The sequence below is a fragment of the Altererythrobacter lutimaris genome (assembly GCF_013371495.1).
In the GTDB taxonomy this organism is placed as follows: domain Bacteria; phylum Pseudomonadota; class Alphaproteobacteria; order Sphingomonadales; family Sphingomonadaceae; genus Erythrobacter; species Erythrobacter lutimaris_A.
This window is the reverse complement of record NZ_JABWTA010000001.1, coordinates 137,495-154,317: the sequence shown is the minus strand read 5'-3', so window position 1 is coordinate 154,317 and position 16,823 is coordinate 137,495. Positions and strand designations below refer to the sequence as shown.

Annotated in this window: 25 protein-coding genes; 13 read left to right on the top strand and 12 right to left on the bottom strand. The window is 58.2% G+C overall.

All coding sequences use genetic code 11. The annotated features are described in order from the left end of the window. Positions 1 to 32 precede the first annotated feature (32 nt). Together HUO12_RS00795 and HUO12_RS00790 are read right to left on the bottom strand one after the other, a co-directional pair. Positions 33 to 569 (bottom strand): GNAT family N-acetyltransferase, encoded by a 537-nt coding sequence (locus HUO12_RS00795; protein WP_176271797.1) that lies wholly within the window; start codon positions 567 to 569, stop codon positions 33 to 35. Next, on the bottom strand, positions 566 to 1,141 hold the full coding sequence (locus HUO12_RS00790) for a thymidine kinase (RefSeq protein ID WP_176271796.1): 576 nt from the start codon (positions 1,139 to 1,141) through the stop codon (positions 566 to 568). The genes HUO12_RS00795 and HUO12_RS00790 overlap by 4 nt, the downstream gene beginning before the upstream one ends. A gap of 153 nt (positions 1,142 to 1,294) precedes the next feature. Between HUO12_RS00790 and HUO12_RS00785 the strand changes: the two genes are divergently transcribed. Further along, positions 1,295 to 2,926: an AbgT family transporter gene (locus tag HUO12_RS00785; protein ID WP_176271795.1), complete on the top strand. Its 1,632-nt coding sequence runs from the start codon at positions 1,295 to 1,297 to the stop codon at positions 2,924 to 2,926. 46 nt (positions 2,927 to 2,972) lie between these two features. Then, positions 2,973 to 3,548 carry a YceI family protein gene (locus HUO12_RS00780; RefSeq protein WP_176271794.1) on the top strand — a complete coding sequence of 192 codons (576 nt, stop codon included), beginning with the start codon at positions 2,973 to 2,975 and terminating at the stop codon, positions 3,546 to 3,548. 3 nt (positions 3,549 to 3,551) lie between these two features. On the opposite strand, the gene HUO12_RS00775 is transcribed toward HUO12_RS00780, so the two are convergent. From HUO12_RS00775 to pspF, 10 genes are all read right to left on the bottom strand, one after another. Further along, a complete protein-coding gene (locus HUO12_RS00775) occupies positions 3,552 to 4,043 on the bottom strand; it encodes a GNAT family N-acetyltransferase (protein WP_176271793.1) in 492 nt (163 codons plus the stop codon). Further along, the gene (rbfA, locus tag HUO12_RS00770) at positions 4,036 to 4,452 is read right to left on the bottom strand and encodes a 30S ribosome-binding factor RbfA (RefSeq protein WP_176271792.1); all 417 of its coding nucleotides are present in this window, start codon (positions 4,450 to 4,452) and stop codon (positions 4,036 to 4,038) included. The genes HUO12_RS00775 and rbfA overlap by 8 nt, the downstream gene beginning before the upstream one ends. Further along, positions 4,452 to 4,892, bottom strand: coding sequence for a PaaI family thioesterase (locus HUO12_RS00765; protein ID WP_176271791.1), 441 nt, complete (start codon positions 4,890 to 4,892; stop codon positions 4,452 to 4,454). Before HUO12_RS00765 ends, rbfA begins: the two co-directional genes overlap by 1 nt. 20 nt (positions 4,893 to 4,912) lie before the next feature. Then, positions 4,913 to 7,426 carry a translation initiation factor IF-2 gene (gene infB / locus HUO12_RS00760; protein WP_176271790.1) on the bottom strand — a complete coding sequence of 838 codons (2,514 nt, stop codon included), beginning with the start codon at positions 7,424 to 7,426 and terminating at the stop codon, positions 4,913 to 4,915. Between the two features lie 16 nt (positions 7,427 to 7,442). Next, positions 7,443 to 8,180: a DUF448 domain-containing protein gene (locus HUO12_RS00755; RefSeq protein ID WP_176271789.1), complete on the bottom strand. Its 738-nt coding sequence runs from the start codon at positions 8,178 to 8,180 to the stop codon at positions 7,443 to 7,445. Further along, the gene (gene nusA / locus HUO12_RS00750) at positions 8,161 to 9,807 is read right to left on the bottom strand and encodes a transcription termination factor NusA (protein WP_176271788.1); all 1,647 of its coding nucleotides are present in this window, start codon (positions 9,805 to 9,807) and stop codon (positions 8,161 to 8,163) included. The genes HUO12_RS00755 and nusA overlap by 20 nt, the downstream gene beginning before the upstream one ends. Before the next feature lie 7 nt (positions 9,808 to 9,814). Further along, positions 9,815 to 10,387 carry a ribosome maturation protein RimP gene (rimP, locus tag HUO12_RS00745; RefSeq protein WP_176271787.1) on the bottom strand — a complete coding sequence of 191 codons (573 nt, stop codon included), beginning with the start codon at positions 10,385 to 10,387 and terminating at the stop codon, positions 9,815 to 9,817. 143 nt (positions 10,388 to 10,530) lie between these two features. Further along, the gene (locus HUO12_RS00740; protein WP_176271786.1) at positions 10,531 to 10,971 is read right to left on the bottom strand and encodes a hypothetical protein; all 441 of its coding nucleotides are present in this window, start codon (positions 10,969 to 10,971) and stop codon (positions 10,531 to 10,533) included. Between the two features lie 64 nt (positions 10,972 to 11,035). Continuing rightward, entirely contained in the window at positions 11,036 to 11,422 is a 387-nt protein-coding gene (locus HUO12_RS00735; RefSeq protein WP_176271785.1) for a PilZ domain-containing protein, read from the bottom strand. A 156-nt stretch (positions 11,423 to 11,578) separates the two neighbouring features. Then, entirely contained in the window at positions 11,579 to 12,637 is a 1,059-nt protein-coding gene (gene pspF / locus HUO12_RS00730) for a phage shock protein operon transcriptional activator (RefSeq protein ID WP_176271784.1), read from the bottom strand. Positions 12,638 to 12,790: 153 nt separating this feature from the next. Here pspF and HUO12_RS00725 point away from each other — a divergent pair, with 153 nt between their 5' ends. From HUO12_RS00725 to HUO12_RS00675, 11 genes are read left to right on the top strand one after another with little or no spacing between them, the layout of a single operon-like run. After that, entirely contained in the window at positions 12,791 to 12,958 is a 168-nt protein-coding gene (locus HUO12_RS00725) for a hypothetical protein (protein ID WP_176271783.1), read from the top strand. Continuing rightward, the gene (gene pspA, locus HUO12_RS00720) at positions 12,955 to 13,941 is read left to right on the top strand and encodes a phage shock protein PspA (RefSeq protein ID WP_408609436.1); all 987 of its coding nucleotides are present in this window, start codon (positions 12,955 to 12,957) and stop codon (positions 13,939 to 13,941) included. Before HUO12_RS00725 ends, pspA begins: the two co-directional genes overlap by 4 nt. A 3-nt stretch (positions 13,942 to 13,944) precedes the next feature. Continuing rightward, positions 13,945 to 14,247, top strand: a complete 303-nt coding sequence (gene pspB / locus HUO12_RS00715) for an envelope stress response membrane protein PspB (protein WP_176271781.1) — start codon at positions 13,945 to 13,947, stop codon at positions 14,245 to 14,247. Then, positions 14,244 to 14,621 (top strand): envelope stress response membrane protein PspC, encoded by a 378-nt coding sequence (pspC, locus tag HUO12_RS00710; RefSeq protein WP_176271780.1) that lies wholly within the window; start codon positions 14,244 to 14,246, stop codon positions 14,619 to 14,621. Before pspB ends, pspC begins: the two co-directional genes overlap by 4 nt. Positions 14,622 to 14,649: 28 nt before the next feature. Continuing rightward, positions 14,650 to 14,967, top strand: coding sequence for a hypothetical protein (locus HUO12_RS00705; protein ID WP_232367265.1), 318 nt, complete (start codon positions 14,650 to 14,652; stop codon positions 14,965 to 14,967). After that, positions 14,967 to 15,296, top strand: a complete 330-nt coding sequence (locus HUO12_RS00700; RefSeq protein WP_232367264.1) for a hypothetical protein — start codon at positions 14,967 to 14,969, stop codon at positions 15,294 to 15,296. The genes HUO12_RS00705 and HUO12_RS00700 overlap by 1 nt, the downstream gene beginning before the upstream one ends. After that, entirely contained in the window at positions 15,296 to 15,643 is a 348-nt protein-coding gene (locus HUO12_RS00695) for a hypothetical protein (protein ID WP_176271779.1), read from the top strand. The genes HUO12_RS00700 and HUO12_RS00695 overlap by 1 nt, the downstream gene beginning before the upstream one ends. A 3-nt stretch (positions 15,644 to 15,646) precedes the next feature. Next, positions 15,647 to 15,961 (top strand): hypothetical protein, encoded by a 315-nt coding sequence (locus HUO12_RS00690; protein ID WP_176271778.1) that lies wholly within the window; start codon positions 15,647 to 15,649, stop codon positions 15,959 to 15,961. After that, positions 15,961 to 16,257: a hypothetical protein gene (locus HUO12_RS00685; protein WP_176271777.1), complete on the top strand. Its 297-nt coding sequence runs from the start codon at positions 15,961 to 15,963 to the stop codon at positions 16,255 to 16,257. The genes HUO12_RS00690 and HUO12_RS00685 overlap by 1 nt, the downstream gene beginning before the upstream one ends. After that, positions 16,254 to 16,529, top strand: coding sequence for a hypothetical protein (locus HUO12_RS00680; RefSeq protein WP_176271776.1), 276 nt, complete (start codon positions 16,254 to 16,256; stop codon positions 16,527 to 16,529). Before HUO12_RS00685 ends, HUO12_RS00680 begins: the two co-directional genes overlap by 4 nt. 37 nt (positions 16,530 to 16,566) lie before the next feature. Further along, a complete protein-coding gene (locus HUO12_RS00675) occupies positions 16,567 to 16,800 on the top strand; it encodes a hypothetical protein (protein WP_176271775.1) in 234 nt (77 codons plus the stop codon). Positions 16,801 to 16,823: the final 23 nt, after the last annotated feature.

The following is a 16,823-nucleotide window of genomic DNA, read 5'->3' as shown; positions in this document are numbered from 1 at the left end:
ATAGGGTGCGTCAGCGCATTAAGCCAGCGCAGTCAGCCTGCCCACTCGTCCTTCAGCAGTCCGAAGATCGCCGTGTCGCGGCGATAGCCGGTCCAAGTGACCATATCCTGCCGTGTTGTCCCCTCATGCTGCGCACCGAGTTTCAGCACGGCCGCTTGCGAGCGCTTGTTACGCGTATCAACCCGAAACTCGATCTTGTGAAACCCGGACGCGAACGCATGTTCGATCATGAGCTTTTTCATAGTTCGATTGAATATGCCGCCGCGCACATGCGGCGCGATGTAAGTCCCACCGATTTCGACCACGCCGAACTTGGTCGGGCGGATGTAATTGGTCATGCCAACCAGATCGCCACTCGCCGCCTCGAGGACGGCGAAATTCGTCCAGTCAGGGGAGGCTCGGAACATGCCGATTGCGCCATCGAAGCCATCTCCGCCCAGATTAACCGGATAGATGTCCCAGATTTCCGGGTCCGCCTTGCACGCAGCCCTCAGCGGCTCCAGATGCTTGTCTTCAAAGGGTTCGAGCCGGACCGGACCGTGCTCCAGAGTCGCTGACAGATTGTTCATTGAAGCGCCTCGGAAAAATGCTTGCGGCAGAGCGCAACATAGCGGTCATTGCCGCCGATTTCGGTTTGCGCGCCTTGCTTCACGGCCTTGCCGCTTTCATCGACGCGTAAATTCATGCTCGCTTTCTTGCCGCAATGACACACGGCCTTGAGCTCCACCAAAGCATCAGCAATGCCAAGCAGCGCCGCTGAACCGGGAAAAAGCTCGCCCTGGAAGTCAGTGCGGAGACCATAGCAAAGCACCGGAATGCCCGCTTGATCAGCGAGCCGAGCAAGCTGCCAGACTTGATCCTTGGAGAGGAATTGGGCTTCATCGACCAGTACGCAATCGAGCGGCTCGACTTTGTGCGCCGCCATGATTTCAGCCCACATATCTGTTTCCGGCGCAAACCGATGCGCATCTGCGCCGAGGCCAATGCGGCTCTCAATCGCCTTGTCATCGCTGCGATCATCCAGCTGCGCGGTCCACAGCATGGTCGTCATGCCCCGCTCGCGATAATTGAAATCCGCTTGCAGCAGTGTCGTCGATTTGCCCGCATTCATGCTGGCGAAGTAGAAATAGAGCTTGGCCATGGACGATGCTTTGCACTGGAATCGCGCTTCGACAAGCAAGGCACCAATGATCGGACCAATTGATGCACAGGATGGACATTCAGAGGGCAGACAGGCGCTCCGCGTGATGCTAGCGATGCACGCAGAGGGAAATCATCAGTACAGGGTATGACAATGGCGGACGCAGCAGCAGCCAAGCAAGGCGGCATTCTGGGATGGGTGGAGCGGACAGGCAACAAGCTGCCCGATCCGGTTTTCATTTTCTTCTATTTGATCATCGCGCTGGTCGTCATATCCGTCATTTGCGCGATGCTAGGCGTATCCGCATTCCACCCGACACAGATTGACGAGGCAACCGGCGGAGCGCTTAAGATCAGCGCGGTCAGCCTGCTGGCCGCAGACAATATACAACGGCTCTGGGTCGACATGCCGGAGACCTTCACGCACTTCCATCCGCTGGGATATGTGCTCGTCGTGATGCTGGGTGCCGGCGTTGCCGAGCGTTCTGGCTTCTTCGCAGCTGGTATGGCGAAAGCTGTCAAAGGCGCACCGACATCGCTGCTTACGCCAGTTGTCGCGCTCGTCGCCATGCTCGGCAACCACGCGGCGGACGCTGGCTATGTTGTGTTGATCCCGCTTGCCGGCATCCTGTTTGCTGCTGCCGGACGGCATCCTTTGGCAGGTATTGCCGCAGCCTTTGCAGGCGTGTCGGGTGGGTTCTCGGCCAACATCTCGCCCGGACAGCTCGATGCGCTGCTGTTCGGCATCACGGAAGAAGCAGTTGCCGCGAGCGCGCTCGATCCCTCCTGGACCGCGAATATCGCAGGTAACTGGTACTTCATCTCTGCGATGACGCTGCTTTATCTGCCAATCATCTGGTACGTCACTGACAAGATCATCGAGCCACGACTTGGCGCTTGGACCGGCGGCGCATCGGCTGGCGCAGATGCAAGCGATCTTAGCCCTGATCCGACAGCTCATGATGGCGATCTCGCTTCCAAGGGTTTGCGCGCAGCCGGGCTTGCAGCCTTGTTCGTAATTGCAATATGGGTCGCGATGGTGTTCGCGCCGGGCACCCCGCTCGTCAACGAAGCGGTCTGCCTTGCTGAAGACGGCTCACGCATTGCAGACTGCTCGATCCACACTGAACTTGGCCCGCTTTACCAGTCGCTTGTCGCAGCTTTCTTCCTACTCTTCCTGCTCACCGGCTGGGCCTATGGCCGCGCAACGGGCGCAATCAAAGACCACCGCGACCTGGTCAACATGATGGCTGAGTCCATGAAAGACATGGGCTATTACTTGGTTCTCGCATTCGCTGCGGCGCATTTCGTGGCGATGTTCGGCTGGTCCAATCTTGGTCTCATCACAGCCGTACACGGTGCGGCCGGCATCCAGTCGACTGGATTGCCGCTCCCCATTGTGCTTGGCTTGATGGTGATCTTTGCTGGCCTCTTGAACCTGTTTGTCGGCTCTGCGAGCGCGAAATGGGCTCTGCTCGCGCCTATCCTTGTTCCCATGCTGATGCTGCTTGGGATCAGCCCGGAAGGCGCAACCGCCGCCTATCGTGTGGGCGACAGCGCGACCAATATCATTACGCCGCTAATGGTCTATTTCCCGCTGATCCTCGTCTTCGCGCAGCGCTGGCAAAAGGATTTCGGGATCGGAAGTCTCACCGCAATGATGATCCCCTATTCGATCTGGCTGCTGATTTCCGGCGTGATCCTGATCGTCGCGTGGATCTATCTCGGAATTCCGCTGGGGCCGGATGCGCCGGTCACTTACGCCCTGCCAAGTCCGGCTGGATAGGCTCGGGAGAAACCTTTTGAGCGCTCGCAACGTATTATCTATTGTAATGACACCGCTGCGCGCGCTCTTGCTGGCTTTGTTTGCCGCTCTATTGGTTGGCGCGAGCCCTGCTGGGCAGGTTTATGCAGTCGACAACAATGCGAGCGCATTGAACGCAAAAGTCGGCTTCCTCGGCATTGGCAGGCGGACAGCAGGTTTTCCCGAAGTCTCCGGCACAGTCCGGCTCGACAAGGCCAGACCTGAGACCATCGATCTCGATGTCACAATCGATGCGCGCGCGCTGACAGCGCCCGATGATCTGACCTTGAGCCGGCTCAAAGGCGAAAAGTTCTTCTGGGTCGAGAAGTACCCGCAAGTGCGCTTCGTCGGCCGCGAAATGAAGCTTACGAGCCCGAAGAGTGGAACAGTGGATGGCGAATTGACTGCGCGCGGTGTGACGCAGCCGGTCACGCTTGAAGTGATCTTTGACACGGCTCCCGCCGATCTTGTGCCAGGTGAAGCTGTAACGCTCTCTGGCACAACGCGCATCAATCGCCGCGCATTCGGGATGACAAGTTACTCGCTGATTGTCGGCAAGTGGGTGAATATCGAGCTGCGTGCGCGGCTGGTGCCGCAAGGGTGAAACTCAGAGTTCGAGCAGCCAGTGCTCGCTCAGTTCTTCCTTGCCAAAGTCGGATTGCAGCTCGGTCGACGTGATACGATAGCCTTCAGCTTCGTAGATCCGCCGGGCGCTGTGGAGCACACCATGCGTCCAAAGCACAATTCGGCTGTAGCCTGCCTCGCGCGCAAATGCGGTGCATTGCTTCACAAGGCCTGATCCGACCCCGAGGCCGCGCGCCTCCGGTTCGACGTAGAGCAATCGCAACCGCGCAGTGTCCGCATCCTCTTCAACCAGCATGACCCCGCCGAGCATTTGCCCGTCGCGATCCGCGACCCAGCATTGCTCACGCCCCTCTTTGAAGTCGCGCAAGAATGTGCCGCAAATGTCGTAGATGATCGCTTCGAGTGGCTGCCCCCAGCCCCAATCCTCAGCGTAAAGGATAGCTTGGCGCGCGCCGATCAGCCCGACATCGCCGCTCTTGAATGGGCGCAGCTGCCACTCGCGATCGTTACTCATCGCCCGCTTCGAGATCGTCGCTTAAGTCCCTCGCCACCTTGGGATCACGCAGCAGTTTCTCGATCCGGTCTGCTTCATCGAAGCTTTCGTCGGAGCAGAACTTCAGCTTCGGTGCGAATTTCAGCCCCAGCCGCTTGGCGACTTCGCGCTGGAGATAGGCCGTGTTCTGGCGCAAGGCTTTGACGACAGCATCCTCGTCAGCACCCAGCAGTGGCTTCACATAAGCGGTCGCGTTGCGCAGGTCAGGCGACATGCGCACTTCCGTTACCGCGATATTGGCAGCACTGACGATGTCATCATGCACTTCCTGTCGCGCGAGAAGCTCGCTGAGGATGTGCCGTACACGCTCCCCAACCTTGAGGACGCGAACCGATTGTTGCTCAGCGGTAAAGTCTTGCCTGCGGGCCATTATTCCATTGGCTCCGGTGGCGGCACTGGCCGCATGGTTGGGATCGCCGTCGATGTTGAACGCGCAAGGACCTGCCCTTCCTCGGTCAGAAGCTCCCCCTCAAGGAAGATCACACGCCGTCCACCGCGTACCACGCGTCCTTTGCCGATAATGGTCGCGCCTTCCGGCAGTAATCCCAGCAACTGCATCGAGATCTCGAGGTTTAGCGGGGCCTGCTCACCATCCGTCGCAGCGACATAGGCATAACCCATCACATCATCGAGATAGCCTGCAACCAGACCGCCCTGCACGCCGCCTCGCCAGGTCGTCATTTGGCGATGGACCTTGAAACGCATGGTCGCCGTTGCTGTCTGTGCATCGAAACCCACAAACTCAGAGCCTAATAACTCCGAGTGCGGCGAGCCATCGGTACTCGATGCGATCTGGTCCTGCCATTCCATCAGCGCACATCAAAACCAGATCAGGAGACTTCCAGCGTACGCTCACGCTCCTCGACTTCGAAGACTTCGAGCTGGTCGCCCGGCTGAATGTCGTTCGTATCTTCGAGCACAACGCCGCATTCGAGACCTGCGCGAACTTCGTCGACATCGTCCTTGAAGCGCCGCAGCGAAGCGATGGTGGTCGCGGAAACGATGACGTCCTCGCGTGTGAGACGTGCGAACAGTCCCTTGCGGATGACCCCTTCCTCGACCAGCAGACCTGCGGCCTTGTCCTTCTTGCCGGATTTGAAGACCTGCTTGACCTCGGCACGGCCCACGACTGTCTCGATCCGCTCCGGACCGAGCTCGCCGGCCATTTCCTTCGCGACTTCTTCGGTGAGGTGGTAGATGACATCGTAATACATCATCCGCACATCGTCCTTCTTCACCAGCTCGCGCGCTTTCGCGTTCGGGCGTACGTTGAAACCGATGATCGGCGCATTTGAAGCCGATGCGAGTGTAACATCGCTTTCCGTGATCGCACCCACGCCTGCATGCAGGACGCGGACCTTGATTTCGTCGGTCGAGATGTTGTGGAGCGCTGATACGATCGCTTCGACTGAGCCCTGCACGTCTGCCTTCACGACAACCGGCCATTCGATGACGTTGGCCGCGAGATTGTTGAACATCGTATCGAAGCTGGTCGGGGCAAGCGCGGTGCGCTTCTCCGTTGCCTTCTCCTGACGATATTGTGCCACTTCACGTGCGCGCTGCTCGTTCTCAACGACGGTCAGTTGATCGCCAGCGCTGGGCACACCGCCAAGGCCGAGAACTTCGACCGGCATGGAAGGCCCGGCTTCCTTGATCTGCTTGCCCTGGTCGTCGACGATCGCACGAACGCGGCCGCTTTCCGTACCGACCACGAAAGTATCGCCGCGCTTCAGCGTGCCGCGATTGATCAGCACAGTTGCGACCGGACCGCGACCCTTGTCGAGCTGCGCTTCGATCACTGTCGCTTCTGCATCGCGATCTGGACGGGCTTTCAGCTCCATTAGTTCCGCTTGAAGCTCGATCTTCTCTAGCAGCTCATCGAGACCAGTCTTTTTAAGCGCAGAGATTTCAACATCTTGCACTTCACCCGACATGCTTTCGACAATCACTTCATGCTCAAGCAGACGCGAACGGATATTGTTCGGATCGGCTTCCGGCTTGTCACACTTGTTGATCGCAACAATCATCGGAACGCCAGCCGCCTTCGTATGGCTGATTGCTTCGATGGTTTGCGGCATGACGCCGTCATCGGCTGCAACGACCAGCACGACAATGTCAGTGACATTCGCACCGCGCGCACGCATTTCAGAGAAAGCCGCGTGGCCTGGTGTATCGAGGAAAGTGACTTTGTTGCCGCCTTTCGTCTTCACCTGGTAGCTGCCGATATGCTGGGTGATGCCGCCAGCTTCGCCTTTGATCACATTGGTCCCGCGAAGTGCATCGAGCAGCGAGGTCTTGCCGTGATCGACGTGGCCCATGATCGTGACGACTGGGGGACGCGGCTTCAGCGTCTCTTCCGGATCCTGATCTTCAGTCGTGTCGATATCGACATCAGCCTCTGAGACCTTCTGGATGTTGTGGCCGAACTGTTCGACCAGCAATTCTGCGGTTTCCTGGTCAATCGTCTGGTTGACGGTGACCATCATATCGAGATTGAAGAGTTCCTTGACGAGGTCCGCGCCCTTCTCGCCCATCCGCTTTGCGAGCTCGCCGACAGTGATCGCTTCCGGCACGATAACGTCCCGAATTTGCTTCTCGCGCGGAGTGGTTGGACCGCCTTGCGCGCGGCGTTCCTTCTCACGCGCACGTTTCAATGCCGCGAGCGAACGCGCCCGGCGACCTTCGTCCTCATTGAGCGCTTTCGAGACAGTCAGCTTACCAGAGCGACGCTTGTCAGGACGCTCTGAAGTGCGAGATTTCTTCTCTTCCTTCTTCTTCTCAGGACGCTTGGGCTCAGGCCGGGCAACCGGCGTAAACTTGCGGCCAGCAGGTGCGGCTTTGCCGGTTTCTGCAGGCGCTTCACTTGCAGCCTCTGCCGCAGCCGCCTCAGCTTCAGCAGCGGCCTTGGCTTCTTCTGCTGCACGCTGCTCGGCTTCTTCTTCAGCCTTGCGGTTTTCTTCCGCGCGCTTCTTCTCGTCTGCCTTGGCCTTCTTAGCGTTCTGGTCTTCACGCTTGCGCGCTTCTTCAGCCAGCTTCAGCCGCTCTTCTTCCGCTTCTCGCTGAAGGCGTGCAACGCGTTCCTGTGGAGTTTCCGCAGGCGTTGCGGGCTTCTTTGGCGCAGCTTTCTTCGCAGCCGGGGCCGGTGCGGGCTCAGGCTTCGGCTCGGGCGCGGGAGGCGGTGGAGGTGGCGGCGCCTCGCCCGGTTTCACGAGCTTGCGGCGGCGCTTGACCTCAACCGCAACCTTATTGGTGCGGCCGTGGCTGAAGGTCTGCTTGACCTCACCAGGCTGCGAACCTTTAAGGCTCAACGGTTTACGGGCCGGTTTTTTGTCTTCGTCGCTCATCTAGCTCGCTATTCCTTCACGCATTCAATTCATGTCGCCCGGCAATCCCGCTGTCTTGCGAAACGCCATCGATTTCAATCGGTTCTTCCGAACCCAAATAGTTAAGCAGGCGCGCTAATGCCTGTTGGACCCGCAGCGCGGCTGCCGCCTCTCCGATCCCGAGATGGACGACATTCTCGCGGCCCAATGCCACAGACAAAGCCGCCCGGTCCAGTGGTAAGACAATTCCGCGCGCGCCCGTGCCCTCCTTATCACACCCGACGCGCCAAGCCTGGTCGAGCTTCTTGCGCCCGTCCTCGCTGCTGTCAGAGGCATGCATCAGCAGCGCAACACGTCCTTGCCGTGCTTGTTCAGCGATCCGCTGAGAGCCCAAGACGACCTGTCCGCTGCGCATCTCCAGACCCAGTCGGTCCGTGAGATTGCGCTGCAAAGCCGCTTGGATCCGCTCTGTCAGATCATCAGGGATGCTCAGCGCGGCACCTTTGAATGCGCGCGCCAAAGCGCCCTTAAGTTGGCCCTTCGCAAGCGCGTCTTCAAGGGCCCGTCGATCCACGCCGAGCCAAGAGCCGCGACCGGGGGCCTTGGCGTTTGGATCAGGAAGCACAAGGCCATCAGGCGATATCGCGAGCCGCAGCAAGCTCGCCCGCGGATGCGTCTCCCCGGAAAGGATGCAGCGGCGTTCTGGCTCAGACTTGCTGGGCCGCGACGCGTCAACGATGTCGGAGCTTACGCGCTCATTGGGTGGAGTCCGCATCGGCGGCCTCCTGAGTGTCGGGCTCGGACGAATCTTCGTCGTCGAACCAGTGCGCACGAGCGGCCATGATGATCTCGTTGCCTTGCTCTTCGGTCAGGCCATATTCGCCCAAGACACCACCAACATCTTCCTGACGCTGCGAAGGACGACGCATCGGTGGACCGTCCGCATTGTTACGGCGGCGCGGTGCGGCCCGCTTCTTCTGGATGAGCTCGTCGGTCGCAAGGTCCGCCAGATCATCCAGCGTCTTGATGCCGCCCTGTCCCAGCGTGACCAGCATGGCTTCAGTCAGATGCGGGAGCTCGGCGAGATCGTCCTCTACACCCAGTTCCCGGCGAGCCGTGCGGTGCGCTTCTTCCTGACGGTCAAGCGCTTCCTTAGCGCGGTTCTGCAGCTCTTCGCCGAGTTCTTCATCGAAGCCTTCGATAGATGCGAGCTCTTCAAGCTCGACATAGGCGACTTCTTCAAGTTCTGCGAAGCCTTCAGCAACCAGCAGTTGCGAGAGCGTTTCGTCGACGTCAAGTTCCTCTTCGAACATCTTCGAGCGCGCTGCGAATTCCTTCGAACGCTTCTCGCTCGCCTCTTCCTCGGTCATGATGTCGATCTGGTGACCGGTGAGCTGGCTGGCGAGACGCACGTTCTGGCCGCGGCGACCAATCGCAAGCGAAAGCTGATCGTCAGGGACGACGACTTCGATGCGATTTTCTTCCTCGTCGAGCACAACGCGCGCGACAGTGGCGGGCTGCAATGCGTTCACGACGAATGTTGCGGTCTCTTCCGACCACGGAATGATGTCGATCTTCTCGCCTTGCAATTCCTGCACCACGGCCTGCACGCGAGAGCCCTTCATACCGACGCAGGCGCCGACCGGGTCGATGCTGCTGTCATGGCTGATGACGCCGATCTTCGCGCGGCTTCCCGGATCGCGGGCAGCGGCCTTGATCTCGATAATGCCGTCGTAAATCTCCGGCACTTCCTGCGCGAATAGCTTGCGCATGAAGTCAGGATGGCCACGGCTTAGGAAAATCTGTGGGCCGCGATTGTTACGCTCGACCTTAGTGATGAGCGCGCGAACACGCTCGCCAACGCGAGCCGCTTCACGCGGGATCTGCTGGTCGCGGCGGATGACGCCTTCTGCGCGGCCGAGATTGACGATCACATGACCGAATTCGACCGACTTGATGACGCCAGTGATCACTTCGCCGGCGCGATCCTTGAACTCTTCGAACTGACGCTCACGCTCAGCGTCGCGGACCTTCTGGAAGATGACCTGCTTGGCGCTCTGCGCATCGATACGGCCAAGATCAACCGGCGGCAGCGGGTCAACGATGAAGTCACCGATCTTGGCATCAGCTTCCAGCTTTTGTGCCGCTTTCAGATCGACTTGCTTGAAATAGTCTTCGACTTCTTCAACCACTTCCACGACACGCCACAAGCGCAGGTCGCCCGTTTGCGGGTCGAGCTTTGCGCGAATGTCATTCTCTGCGCCATAACGGTTGCGCGCGCTCTTCTGGATCGCCTCTTCCATCGCTTCGATGACGATCGCCTTATCGATCATCTTTTCCGAAGCAACCGCGTTCGCGATCGCAAGCAGCTCTGCCTTGTTGGCGGAAATTGCACTGGCCATCAGTTGTTCAAGCCTTCTCTTCTTCGTCCGTTTCCGGGTCTTCTACTATGTCTTCGGCACCAGTGGTGTCGAGCGGCTGTGTTGCAGCGATCAGCGCGTCGGTCAGGACGAGCTTCGCGCTGTGAATGGCTTCAAGCGGGAAAGCAACCTCTCCCGCTTTATTGTCGGCGATTGTAACGGTTTCGCCATCTATCCCAATCAGCTCGCCGCGAATGGTGCGAGGACCGTCAAAGCCTTTGACCATAGCGACCTTCGCTTCGTGGCCTGCCCAATCGGCAAAGTCCTTCGCGCGGGTAAGCGGGCGGTCGATACCGGGCGAGCTTACTTCCAGATGGTAAGCGCCTTCGATCAGCTCTTCGCCACCTTCCTCGGCTTTATCCATTGCAGCGGACACTGCTCGCGAGAGCGCTGCGCATTGCTCGATCACCAGCTGGCCCGTTGCCGGATCCTCCGCCATGATCTGCAGAGCCATGCCGCCATCGCCAGCTTCAGAGGGCATCATCTTTACGCGCACGAGATCAAAGCCCAAGGCCTTCGCCTCTGGCTCGATGATCTCTATCAGTCGCGCAATATCTGCCATCTGTCTCGCACTATCTCCGGTTCTAACCGCGTCATCTTGCAAAGCGGTTCGGGGCCGGCCCCTTGCGGCGCCAGCATCCTTTCTTTGTCACGACAATGTCGGGATGGCTTGCAGATAGGCGCGTCCCCGCCGTTACGCAAGGGCTAGTTTGCGCTAAGCTCTTCTTCTGTATTGGATGAAGGGCATTGATCCGGCTCGTGCGTGCCATAGCCGACCAGCTTCACAATTGCAGGATCGCTTTTGCACACCCAAACGGCAATCTCGTCTCCTACGTCCAGAGCTTCGAACTTGGAGGTGGAATACATCACACGCCGAAAGCCTGTCCGCGTGGTGCCGGACGCATCTTCATAGCGGAAGCGGATACTGCCCGCTTGAATAGCTGTGGGGTTTTCGATCCGCTTCACTTCCGTAATCACACCCGGAACAGTATCGTGCATCACTGCACCGCCAACGATGATGCCGCCATATAGGAGAATAAGCGCACCAAGCCATTGGCCGCTTTCGGTTTGCGTCACGAAATAGGCTAGCGCCCCGCCGATCAGCAGCAGCCCTAAACATCCGCAGCCAAGCAGCTTCTTGCCCATATCACGTACTCTACCCTGCCCCTGCAGATTGCTGTAGCTCGAGAGTGATTAAAGCGCGGATAATCTATTTGGCACGGCCTGTAACGAATTCCTCTGCCATCTTCAGCAAGTGGCGGCGTTCAGAGCGATCATATGAGTCAGCCTGACGGCGCAGCTCGATAACCATCTCTTGGTCCAGCGGTTCATCGAAATGCATCCCGAAACGGGTATCCAGCGCCCATGCAACATTGCCGAAGAACTCAATTGGCGGGAATTCGATCACAGCCATCGCGCCGACACGTGGCGGCTCGTCACAGCCAATCTGCGCGCCTGTCTGCGAGACGTCGAGGATCATACATGATGTCGTACCGTCGAAGGTGACCATTCGTCCCGGCAAAGCCAAACGCGCGCGCGCAGCTCCGCGTCGCCCCAGCGTCACTGGTTCGCTCGCTGGCTGGTTCCGAGGCCCCATGGCAGGCCCGCTCGAGAGGCCAAACAAGGGCGCTCGAGCTGAACGATTGGATAGCCCAGTCATAACAAGACCGGGCATGGCACGGGTATGACTAACGCGGTCGCTCGCTTACCCTAGGGGTTTATCACGGGGGTAACGTCAGAACTGAAGCAACTCTCAGCCTTCTTCCTGCATCAATCCATGCTTTTTGATGCAGTGGCGTAGCTGGTCATAAGTCAGACCCAGCGCTTTCGCGGTCTGACGCTGGTTCCAGCGGTGCTTGCCGAGCGTGTGCTCTACAATCATGCGCTCATGTGCTTCGACTGCGCCCCGCAAATCATCGACATGGTCAAGATCGACTGCAGGTGCTGCTTGCGCGGTGTGAGCCGCGCTGGCTGCCGTAGCCGCCTCTCCAGTGGAACCTGTATGCAGCGCCTTGCGATGTTCCGGCATGAACGGCTTCCACGGACTGTCAAACGGGTCAAACTGCACATGCGCAATTGGGGTATTGGGATCATCCCAGCGATAGACCGCCCGCTCGACAACGTTGCGCAGCTCACGAACATTGCCGGGCCAAGCATAATCCTCGAATTGCTTGGCAATAAGCGGCGCAAAGCCTGGCCAGTCGTGCCAATCGAGCTCGGCTGCCATGCGGCGTCCAAAATATTCAGCCAGCACGTAAATATCACCTTCGCGTACCCTTAGCGGGGGCAAAGTAATGACTTCAAAGCTAAGCCGATCAAGCAAGTCTGCGCGAAACTCGCCGCTTGCGGCCAGCGCTGGCAAATCGTCGTTGGTCGCAGCAACGATGCGCACATCCACCCGGATAGGACGCGAAGAGCCGATGCGCGTCACTTCGCCATATTCAACCGCGCGCAGCAGGCGCTCTTGCGCACCCATCGACAAAGTGCCCAGTTCGTCGAGAAATAACGTGCCTTTGTCGGCTTCTTCAAACCTTCCCGCGCGTGATTTGGTAGCGCCAGTAAAAGCCCCTGCTTCGTGACCGAATAATTCGGACTCGATCAATGTCTCGGGAAGCGCCGCACAGTTCATTGTCACCAGCGGCTCGTCCCAGCGGGTGGACAGACGGTGAAGTCGCTCTGCGATGAGTTCCTTGCCTGTCCCACGCTCGCCAATGACAAGGACCGGACGCGACATCGGGGCCGCTCTGGAAGCGCGCTCCACCGCATCGAGAAAGGCTCCGGATTGGCCAATAAACTGGTTTTCGCGCTCCATCACCCCAACCTATAGTGAAAATTCCCAATGCTTGGCAATACAAACCAATCCTTGAAATGCGTATTTCCGCCAAGTTGTTGTTTTATAAATGTTATTCCGGTTTGGCACACCCCTTGCTAATATGTAAACAAACACCAACGGAGTAACACAGCAATGTACGACCAAAGCTTCTTCCAGACCAAGCTCGGACACGCCTCTCTGGCGAGCGTCAGCGCGATGGTGCTGTTTGTGGCACTGGCAACGCAGATGCAGTTTGCTCCGACACTTGCCATGGCTGCGGATGAAACAGCCGATCCTGTGATCGCTGTGGAACTGGCATGAGCAAGGAAAACCCGAAATCTACTACGAAGTCCCCCAAGAGGTCCCCCGAAGGATCCTCTAACGGGCCGGAGCGCTCAGTCCCCCATAAGAGCAATCCTCTCGATGTTGAATCCAGTCTCGACATCGATGCTCCGGCCCAAACCTCTTCAGACAGCGGTTCCGACCGCCAACGTATCTCGCGCCTGGATGCGGAAATTGAACGCTTGCGTCGCAGCCCCACTCCGACGCAAACTCCGCGCGAACGCCTGCGCGACAGCGCAAGCAGCAACAGTTTACTTGATGGAGTAGCCTTCATGGGCATTTTCAGCCGTACCCGCGATATTATCGCTGCCAACTTCAATGACATGCTCGACAAGGCGGATGACCCGTCAAAGATGATCCGCATGATCATCCTCGAGATGGAAGAGACGCTGGTGGAAGTTCGCGCATCGGCCGCTCGCACGATCGCTGACCAGAAGGAAATGCACCGCCACACAGTCAAGCTGGACCGGCTTCAGGCTGACTGGGGCGAGAAAGCACAGCTTGCGCTCTCCAAGGATCGCGAGGATCTCGCGCGGGCCGCACTGGTCGAGCGCAAGAAAGCCGCAGACATGGCTGACCAGCTCAAGCAGGAAATCGCTGTGCTGGACGATGCCTTGCGCGCTTATGAAGACGACATTCAGAAGCTGCAGCATCGCCTACGCGAAGCACGCAGCCGCCAGACGCAGATCGCAGCTCGCCTCGAAAGCGCGGAAAACCGCGTCAAACTTCGCACGCTGATGAGCACGGAACGCACGGACGAAGCGCTTGCTCGCTTCGACCAGATGGAACGCCGGGTCGATTACGCTGAAGGCCGCGCAGAAGCCCTTTCGATTGCAGATCAGTCCGGCAAGCCAAGCTTGTCAGATGAGATTGCAGCGCTGGAAGGCGCAGACGCGATCGATGATGAATTGGAACAGATGAAAAAGGCGCTGGGCAAAGATGGCGCCGAGAAGAAAGGTTAAGTCATGGAACTCGAACCAGTCCTAGTTGTCGCTCTTCTATTTATCGGGCTTCCCTGGCTGGTCATGCACTACATGACCAAGTGGAAAACTGCCGCGACAATCACCACCGACGACGAAGTGCTGCTGGACGAGCTTTATCAGCTTGCCCGTCGCCTGGATGATCGCATGGATACCGTCGAACGCCTCGTGGCTGCCGACAATCCCGACTTCGAAATGAAGCGGCTTCAGGCTGACCAGGAAACCGATAACCAGCAATTGCGCGAGCTTGATCGTTTGCTCGCCGACAAGAAAGGAGCGAACCGATGAATTCCCCCCGCACTACGCTTTATCGCGACAAGGCCAATGCGAAGCTTATGGGAGTTTGCTCCGGTATCGCAGACTACACCGGCGTCAGCACATTCTGGGTGCGTCTGGGTGCGTTCTTCTCGATCTTCGCGACCGGCGGCTGGTCGATCCCCGCCTACTTCATTGCCGGGATCATCCTCAATAAGAAGCCGCCGCATCTCTACAAGGATGCCGAAGAGCAGCAGTACTGGCAGCGTGTTCGCCAGAGCCCGCAGCGCTCGGCCCGCGAAATTCGTGCACGCTTCCGTGATGTTGATCGCCGGCTTGCCAATGTCGAGCATCACTATGTGAGCAGTAATCCGCGCCTGTCCGCCGAGATCGAGCGACTCCGCTGATCAGAACTGAATTTGGAGGGACTTCACAATGGATCCGATTATGATCCCCATTCTCGGAATTGTATTTGGATGCACAATTCCGATTGTCGCGATCTTTCTGAAACACAAAGAGAAAGTCGCACGCTTGCAAGTCGATGCGACCGCTGAACACACTGCAGAAAAAGCTGCGCAATATGCGACCAAGGTACAGGCGCTCGAAGACCGGGTCCGCGTGCTTGAACGGATCGTGACCGACAAAGGCTATGACGTGGCCACGCAAATCGAAGCGTTGCGCGACGAACGCCGCGTGGACGAGCAAATGGGCAGCGGCGTCCCGCTCGAAATGGAGCGGAAGGAGCGCGCATAATGGGCGACCTGCTGGAATTCCTCCTATTTGCAGTGCCAATCACAGGCGCACTCGCCGCTGGCTATTTGATCACAAGGGACAAATTCAATCACTTGCGATTGGCCCTTGCTGAAGAACGCGGCGCGAACAAGACTGCAACGATCGCAATGGAAAAGATGGCACTGGAAGAGCGCGTCCGCGTCCTCGAGAGGATCGTGACCGACAAAGGCTATGACGTGTCCGAACAGATTGAAGCACTGAGAGATATTCCAGCACGAGAATTACCCGCACCAGATCGCGAAACCGGCAGTGGCACTCCCCTCATTATTGAAAATAAGGAGCGCGCATAATGGATTGGATGCAAGGCCCCAGCTTTATCCTCGCCATCATTGCGGTCAGCTATGGCGGCTGGCTCATCAATAATTGGATCCGCGCCAAACATGGCTACGAGCTGGAAGATGAGTGGGGCGGCAAGTCGAAACGCGGCGACAGCGCTGAAGTGGAGACGCTGCGCGCCGAAAACAGCGAACTCAAGGATCAGCTTGAGCATGTCCAGGACCGCATGGCAGTGCTTGAACGCATTGTAACGGATCGCGGTTATTCACTGTCGGAAGAAATCGAAGCGCTACGTGACAAGCCAACACGTTCTGCAAACGCAGGCGTACCCCTCAACATCGAACGCAAGGACCACGCTTAAGCCATGAATGAGCTCATCACAGTTGAATTGCTGTCCGTCGTCGGCATCGCGTTTGCCGGAGCCTGGGTTTTCAATACCTGGATGCGCGTCAATAATGGCTACCCGCTGGAAAACAGCTGGGGCAAGGCAGTCTACCCGCGCGATGACGCCGAAGCGAAGCAGCGGGTCACGCTGCTGACGCAAGAAAACGCTGAACTGCGCGCAGAGCTTGGCTCAATGAAGGACCGCCTTTCCAATGTCGAACGGATCGTGACGGACAGCGGATACCAACTGACCAGCGAAATCGATCGTCTGCGTGATGAGAAAGGCGTCAACTGATGGATAGTGAACTCGTCCTGATCTTCACTTTTGTAACGACCGTTCTTGTGATCCTCGGCTTCACAGCGAACCGGATCGTCAGCAAGGCGCTCGACCACAAGAAGTGGATGGAAGAGAACCGAGCGAGCAAGCGAGGTTCTGTTTCTTCCGACCGTCAGGACGCGTTGGAAGAGCGTGTCCGCGTGCTGGAACGGATTGTCACGGACAAGGACGTCAACCTTGCAGGCCAGATCGAAGCGCTGCGTGACATGCAGGACATCGAACAGCTGACAACTGGCCGGGAGAAAACTTCGTGAGTTGGGCAACGGCTGTCGTTTTGATTGTCCTCATCATGGCGGTCTCCGGCGTGCTGGGCCGCCGCAAGCGTGCACAGAAGGAAATCGATCGCCGTGCACAGGAACTGCCCAGCCAGCGCGAACAGGAGTTGGAAAGCGAAGTCACGGAACTGCGCGAGCGCATTCAAGTTCTCGAGCGGATCGCCACTGATACGAATTCAAGCGAAGCCGTCGAAGCCCGGCGCATTGCTGCAGAAATTGAAAGTCTGAAGGAAGAAAACAAGCAGGCCTAAACCCTGCAAGTTTGAGGTAAGAAGGAGCACCAGGGATATGTTGGACCCCGCCGTCATGATCGCTGCGACCTGTCTGGTCGGATTGTGTGTCACCGCTTTCGCCATGCTGCGCGCCTGGCAAGGGTGGCTTGGCTTGAAGCAGCGCGAACTCGACAACACGCCCGCAGAGATTGAAGGCGGAGTTGGCGCCAGTGCTGCGCGGATCGAGATTGCAGACCTCAAAGAACGCATCAAAAAGCTCGAAGCCATCGCGAGCGGGGTGGATTTGTGAGCGAAAGCGCTTAGATGCGCTGA

Excerpts from the sequence above, each read along its gene's own strand:
- HUO12_RS00695 (WP_176271779.1), top strand. The coding sequence starts at position 15,296 with ATGGATTGGATGCAAGGCCCCAGCTTTATCCTCGCCATCATTGCGGTC.
- HUO12_RS00765 (WP_176271791.1), bottom strand. The coding sequence starts at position 4,892 with ATGGAATGGCAGGACCAGATCGCATCGAGTACCGATGGCTCGCCGCAC.
- HUO12_RS00780 (WP_176271794.1), top strand. The coding sequence starts at position 2,973 with ATGACACCGCTGCGCGCGCTCTTGCTGGCTTTGTTTGCCGCTCTATTG.
- HUO12_RS00685 (WP_176271777.1), top strand. The coding sequence starts at position 15,961 with ATGGATAGTGAACTCGTCCTGATCTTCACTTTTGTAACGACCGTTCTT.
- HUO12_RS00675 (WP_176271775.1), top strand. The coding sequence starts at position 16,567 with ATGTTGGACCCCGCCGTCATGATCGCTGCGACCTGTCTGGTCGGATTG.
- HUO12_RS00735 (WP_176271785.1), bottom strand. The coding sequence starts at position 11,422 with ATGGGGCCTCGGAACCAGCCAGCGAGCGAACCAGTGACGCTGGGGCGA.
- HUO12_RS00705 (WP_232367265.1), top strand. The coding sequence starts at position 14,650 with ATGGATCCGATTATGATCCCCATTCTCGGAATTGTATTTGGATGCACA.
- HUO12_RS00690 (WP_176271778.1), top strand. The coding sequence starts at position 15,647 with ATGAATGAGCTCATCACAGTTGAATTGCTGTCCGTCGTCGGCATCGCG.
- nusA (WP_176271788.1), bottom strand. The coding sequence starts at position 9,807 with ATGGCCAGTGCAATTTCCGCCAACAAGGCAGAGCTGCTTGCGATCGCG.
- pspA (WP_408609436.1), top strand. The coding sequence starts at position 12,955 with ATGAGCAAGGAAAACCCGAAATCTACTACGAAGTCCCCCAAGAGGTCC.
- HUO12_RS00740 (WP_176271786.1), bottom strand. The coding sequence starts at position 10,971 with ATGGGCAAGAAGCTGCTTGGCTGCGGATGTTTAGGGCTGCTGCTGATC.
- HUO12_RS00755 (WP_176271789.1), bottom strand. The coding sequence starts at position 8,180 with ATGCGGACTCCACCCAATGAGCGCGTAAGCTCCGACATCGTTGACGCG.
- HUO12_RS00725 (WP_176271783.1), top strand. The coding sequence starts at position 12,791 with ATGTACGACCAAAGCTTCTTCCAGACCAAGCTCGGACACGCCTCTCTG.
- rimP (WP_176271787.1), bottom strand. The coding sequence starts at position 10,387 with ATGGCAGATATTGCGCGACTGATAGAGATCATCGAGCCAGAGGCGAAG.
- HUO12_RS00775 (WP_176271793.1), bottom strand. The coding sequence starts at position 4,043 with ATGAGTAACGATCGCGAGTGGCAGCTGCGCCCATTCAAGAGCGGCGAT.
- HUO12_RS00795 (WP_176271797.1), bottom strand. The coding sequence starts at position 569 with ATGAACAATCTGTCAGCGACTCTGGAGCACGGTCCGGTCCGGCTCGAA.
- pspF (WP_176271784.1), bottom strand. The coding sequence starts at position 12,637 with ATGGAGCGCGAAAACCAGTTTATTGGCCAATCCGGAGCCTTTCTCGAT.
- pspC (WP_176271780.1), top strand. The coding sequence starts at position 14,244 with ATGAATTCCCCCCGCACTACGCTTTATCGCGACAAGGCCAATGCGAAG.
- HUO12_RS00785 (WP_176271795.1), top strand. The coding sequence starts at position 1,295 with ATGGCGGACGCAGCAGCAGCCAAGCAAGGCGGCATTCTGGGATGGGTG.
- HUO12_RS00790 (WP_176271796.1), bottom strand. The coding sequence starts at position 1,141 with ATGGCCAAGCTCTATTTCTACTTCGCCAGCATGAATGCGGGCAAATCG.
- rbfA (WP_176271792.1), bottom strand. The coding sequence starts at position 4,452 with ATGGCCCGCAGGCAAGACTTTACCGCTGAGCAACAATCGGTTCGCGTC.
- pspB (WP_176271781.1), top strand. The coding sequence starts at position 13,945 with ATGGAACTCGAACCAGTCCTAGTTGTCGCTCTTCTATTTATCGGGCTT.
- HUO12_RS00700 (WP_232367264.1), top strand. The coding sequence starts at position 14,967 with ATGGGCGACCTGCTGGAATTCCTCCTATTTGCAGTGCCAATCACAGGC.
- infB (WP_176271790.1), bottom strand. The coding sequence starts at position 7,426 with ATGAGCGACGAAGACAAAAAACCGGCCCGTAAACCGTTGAGCCTTAAA.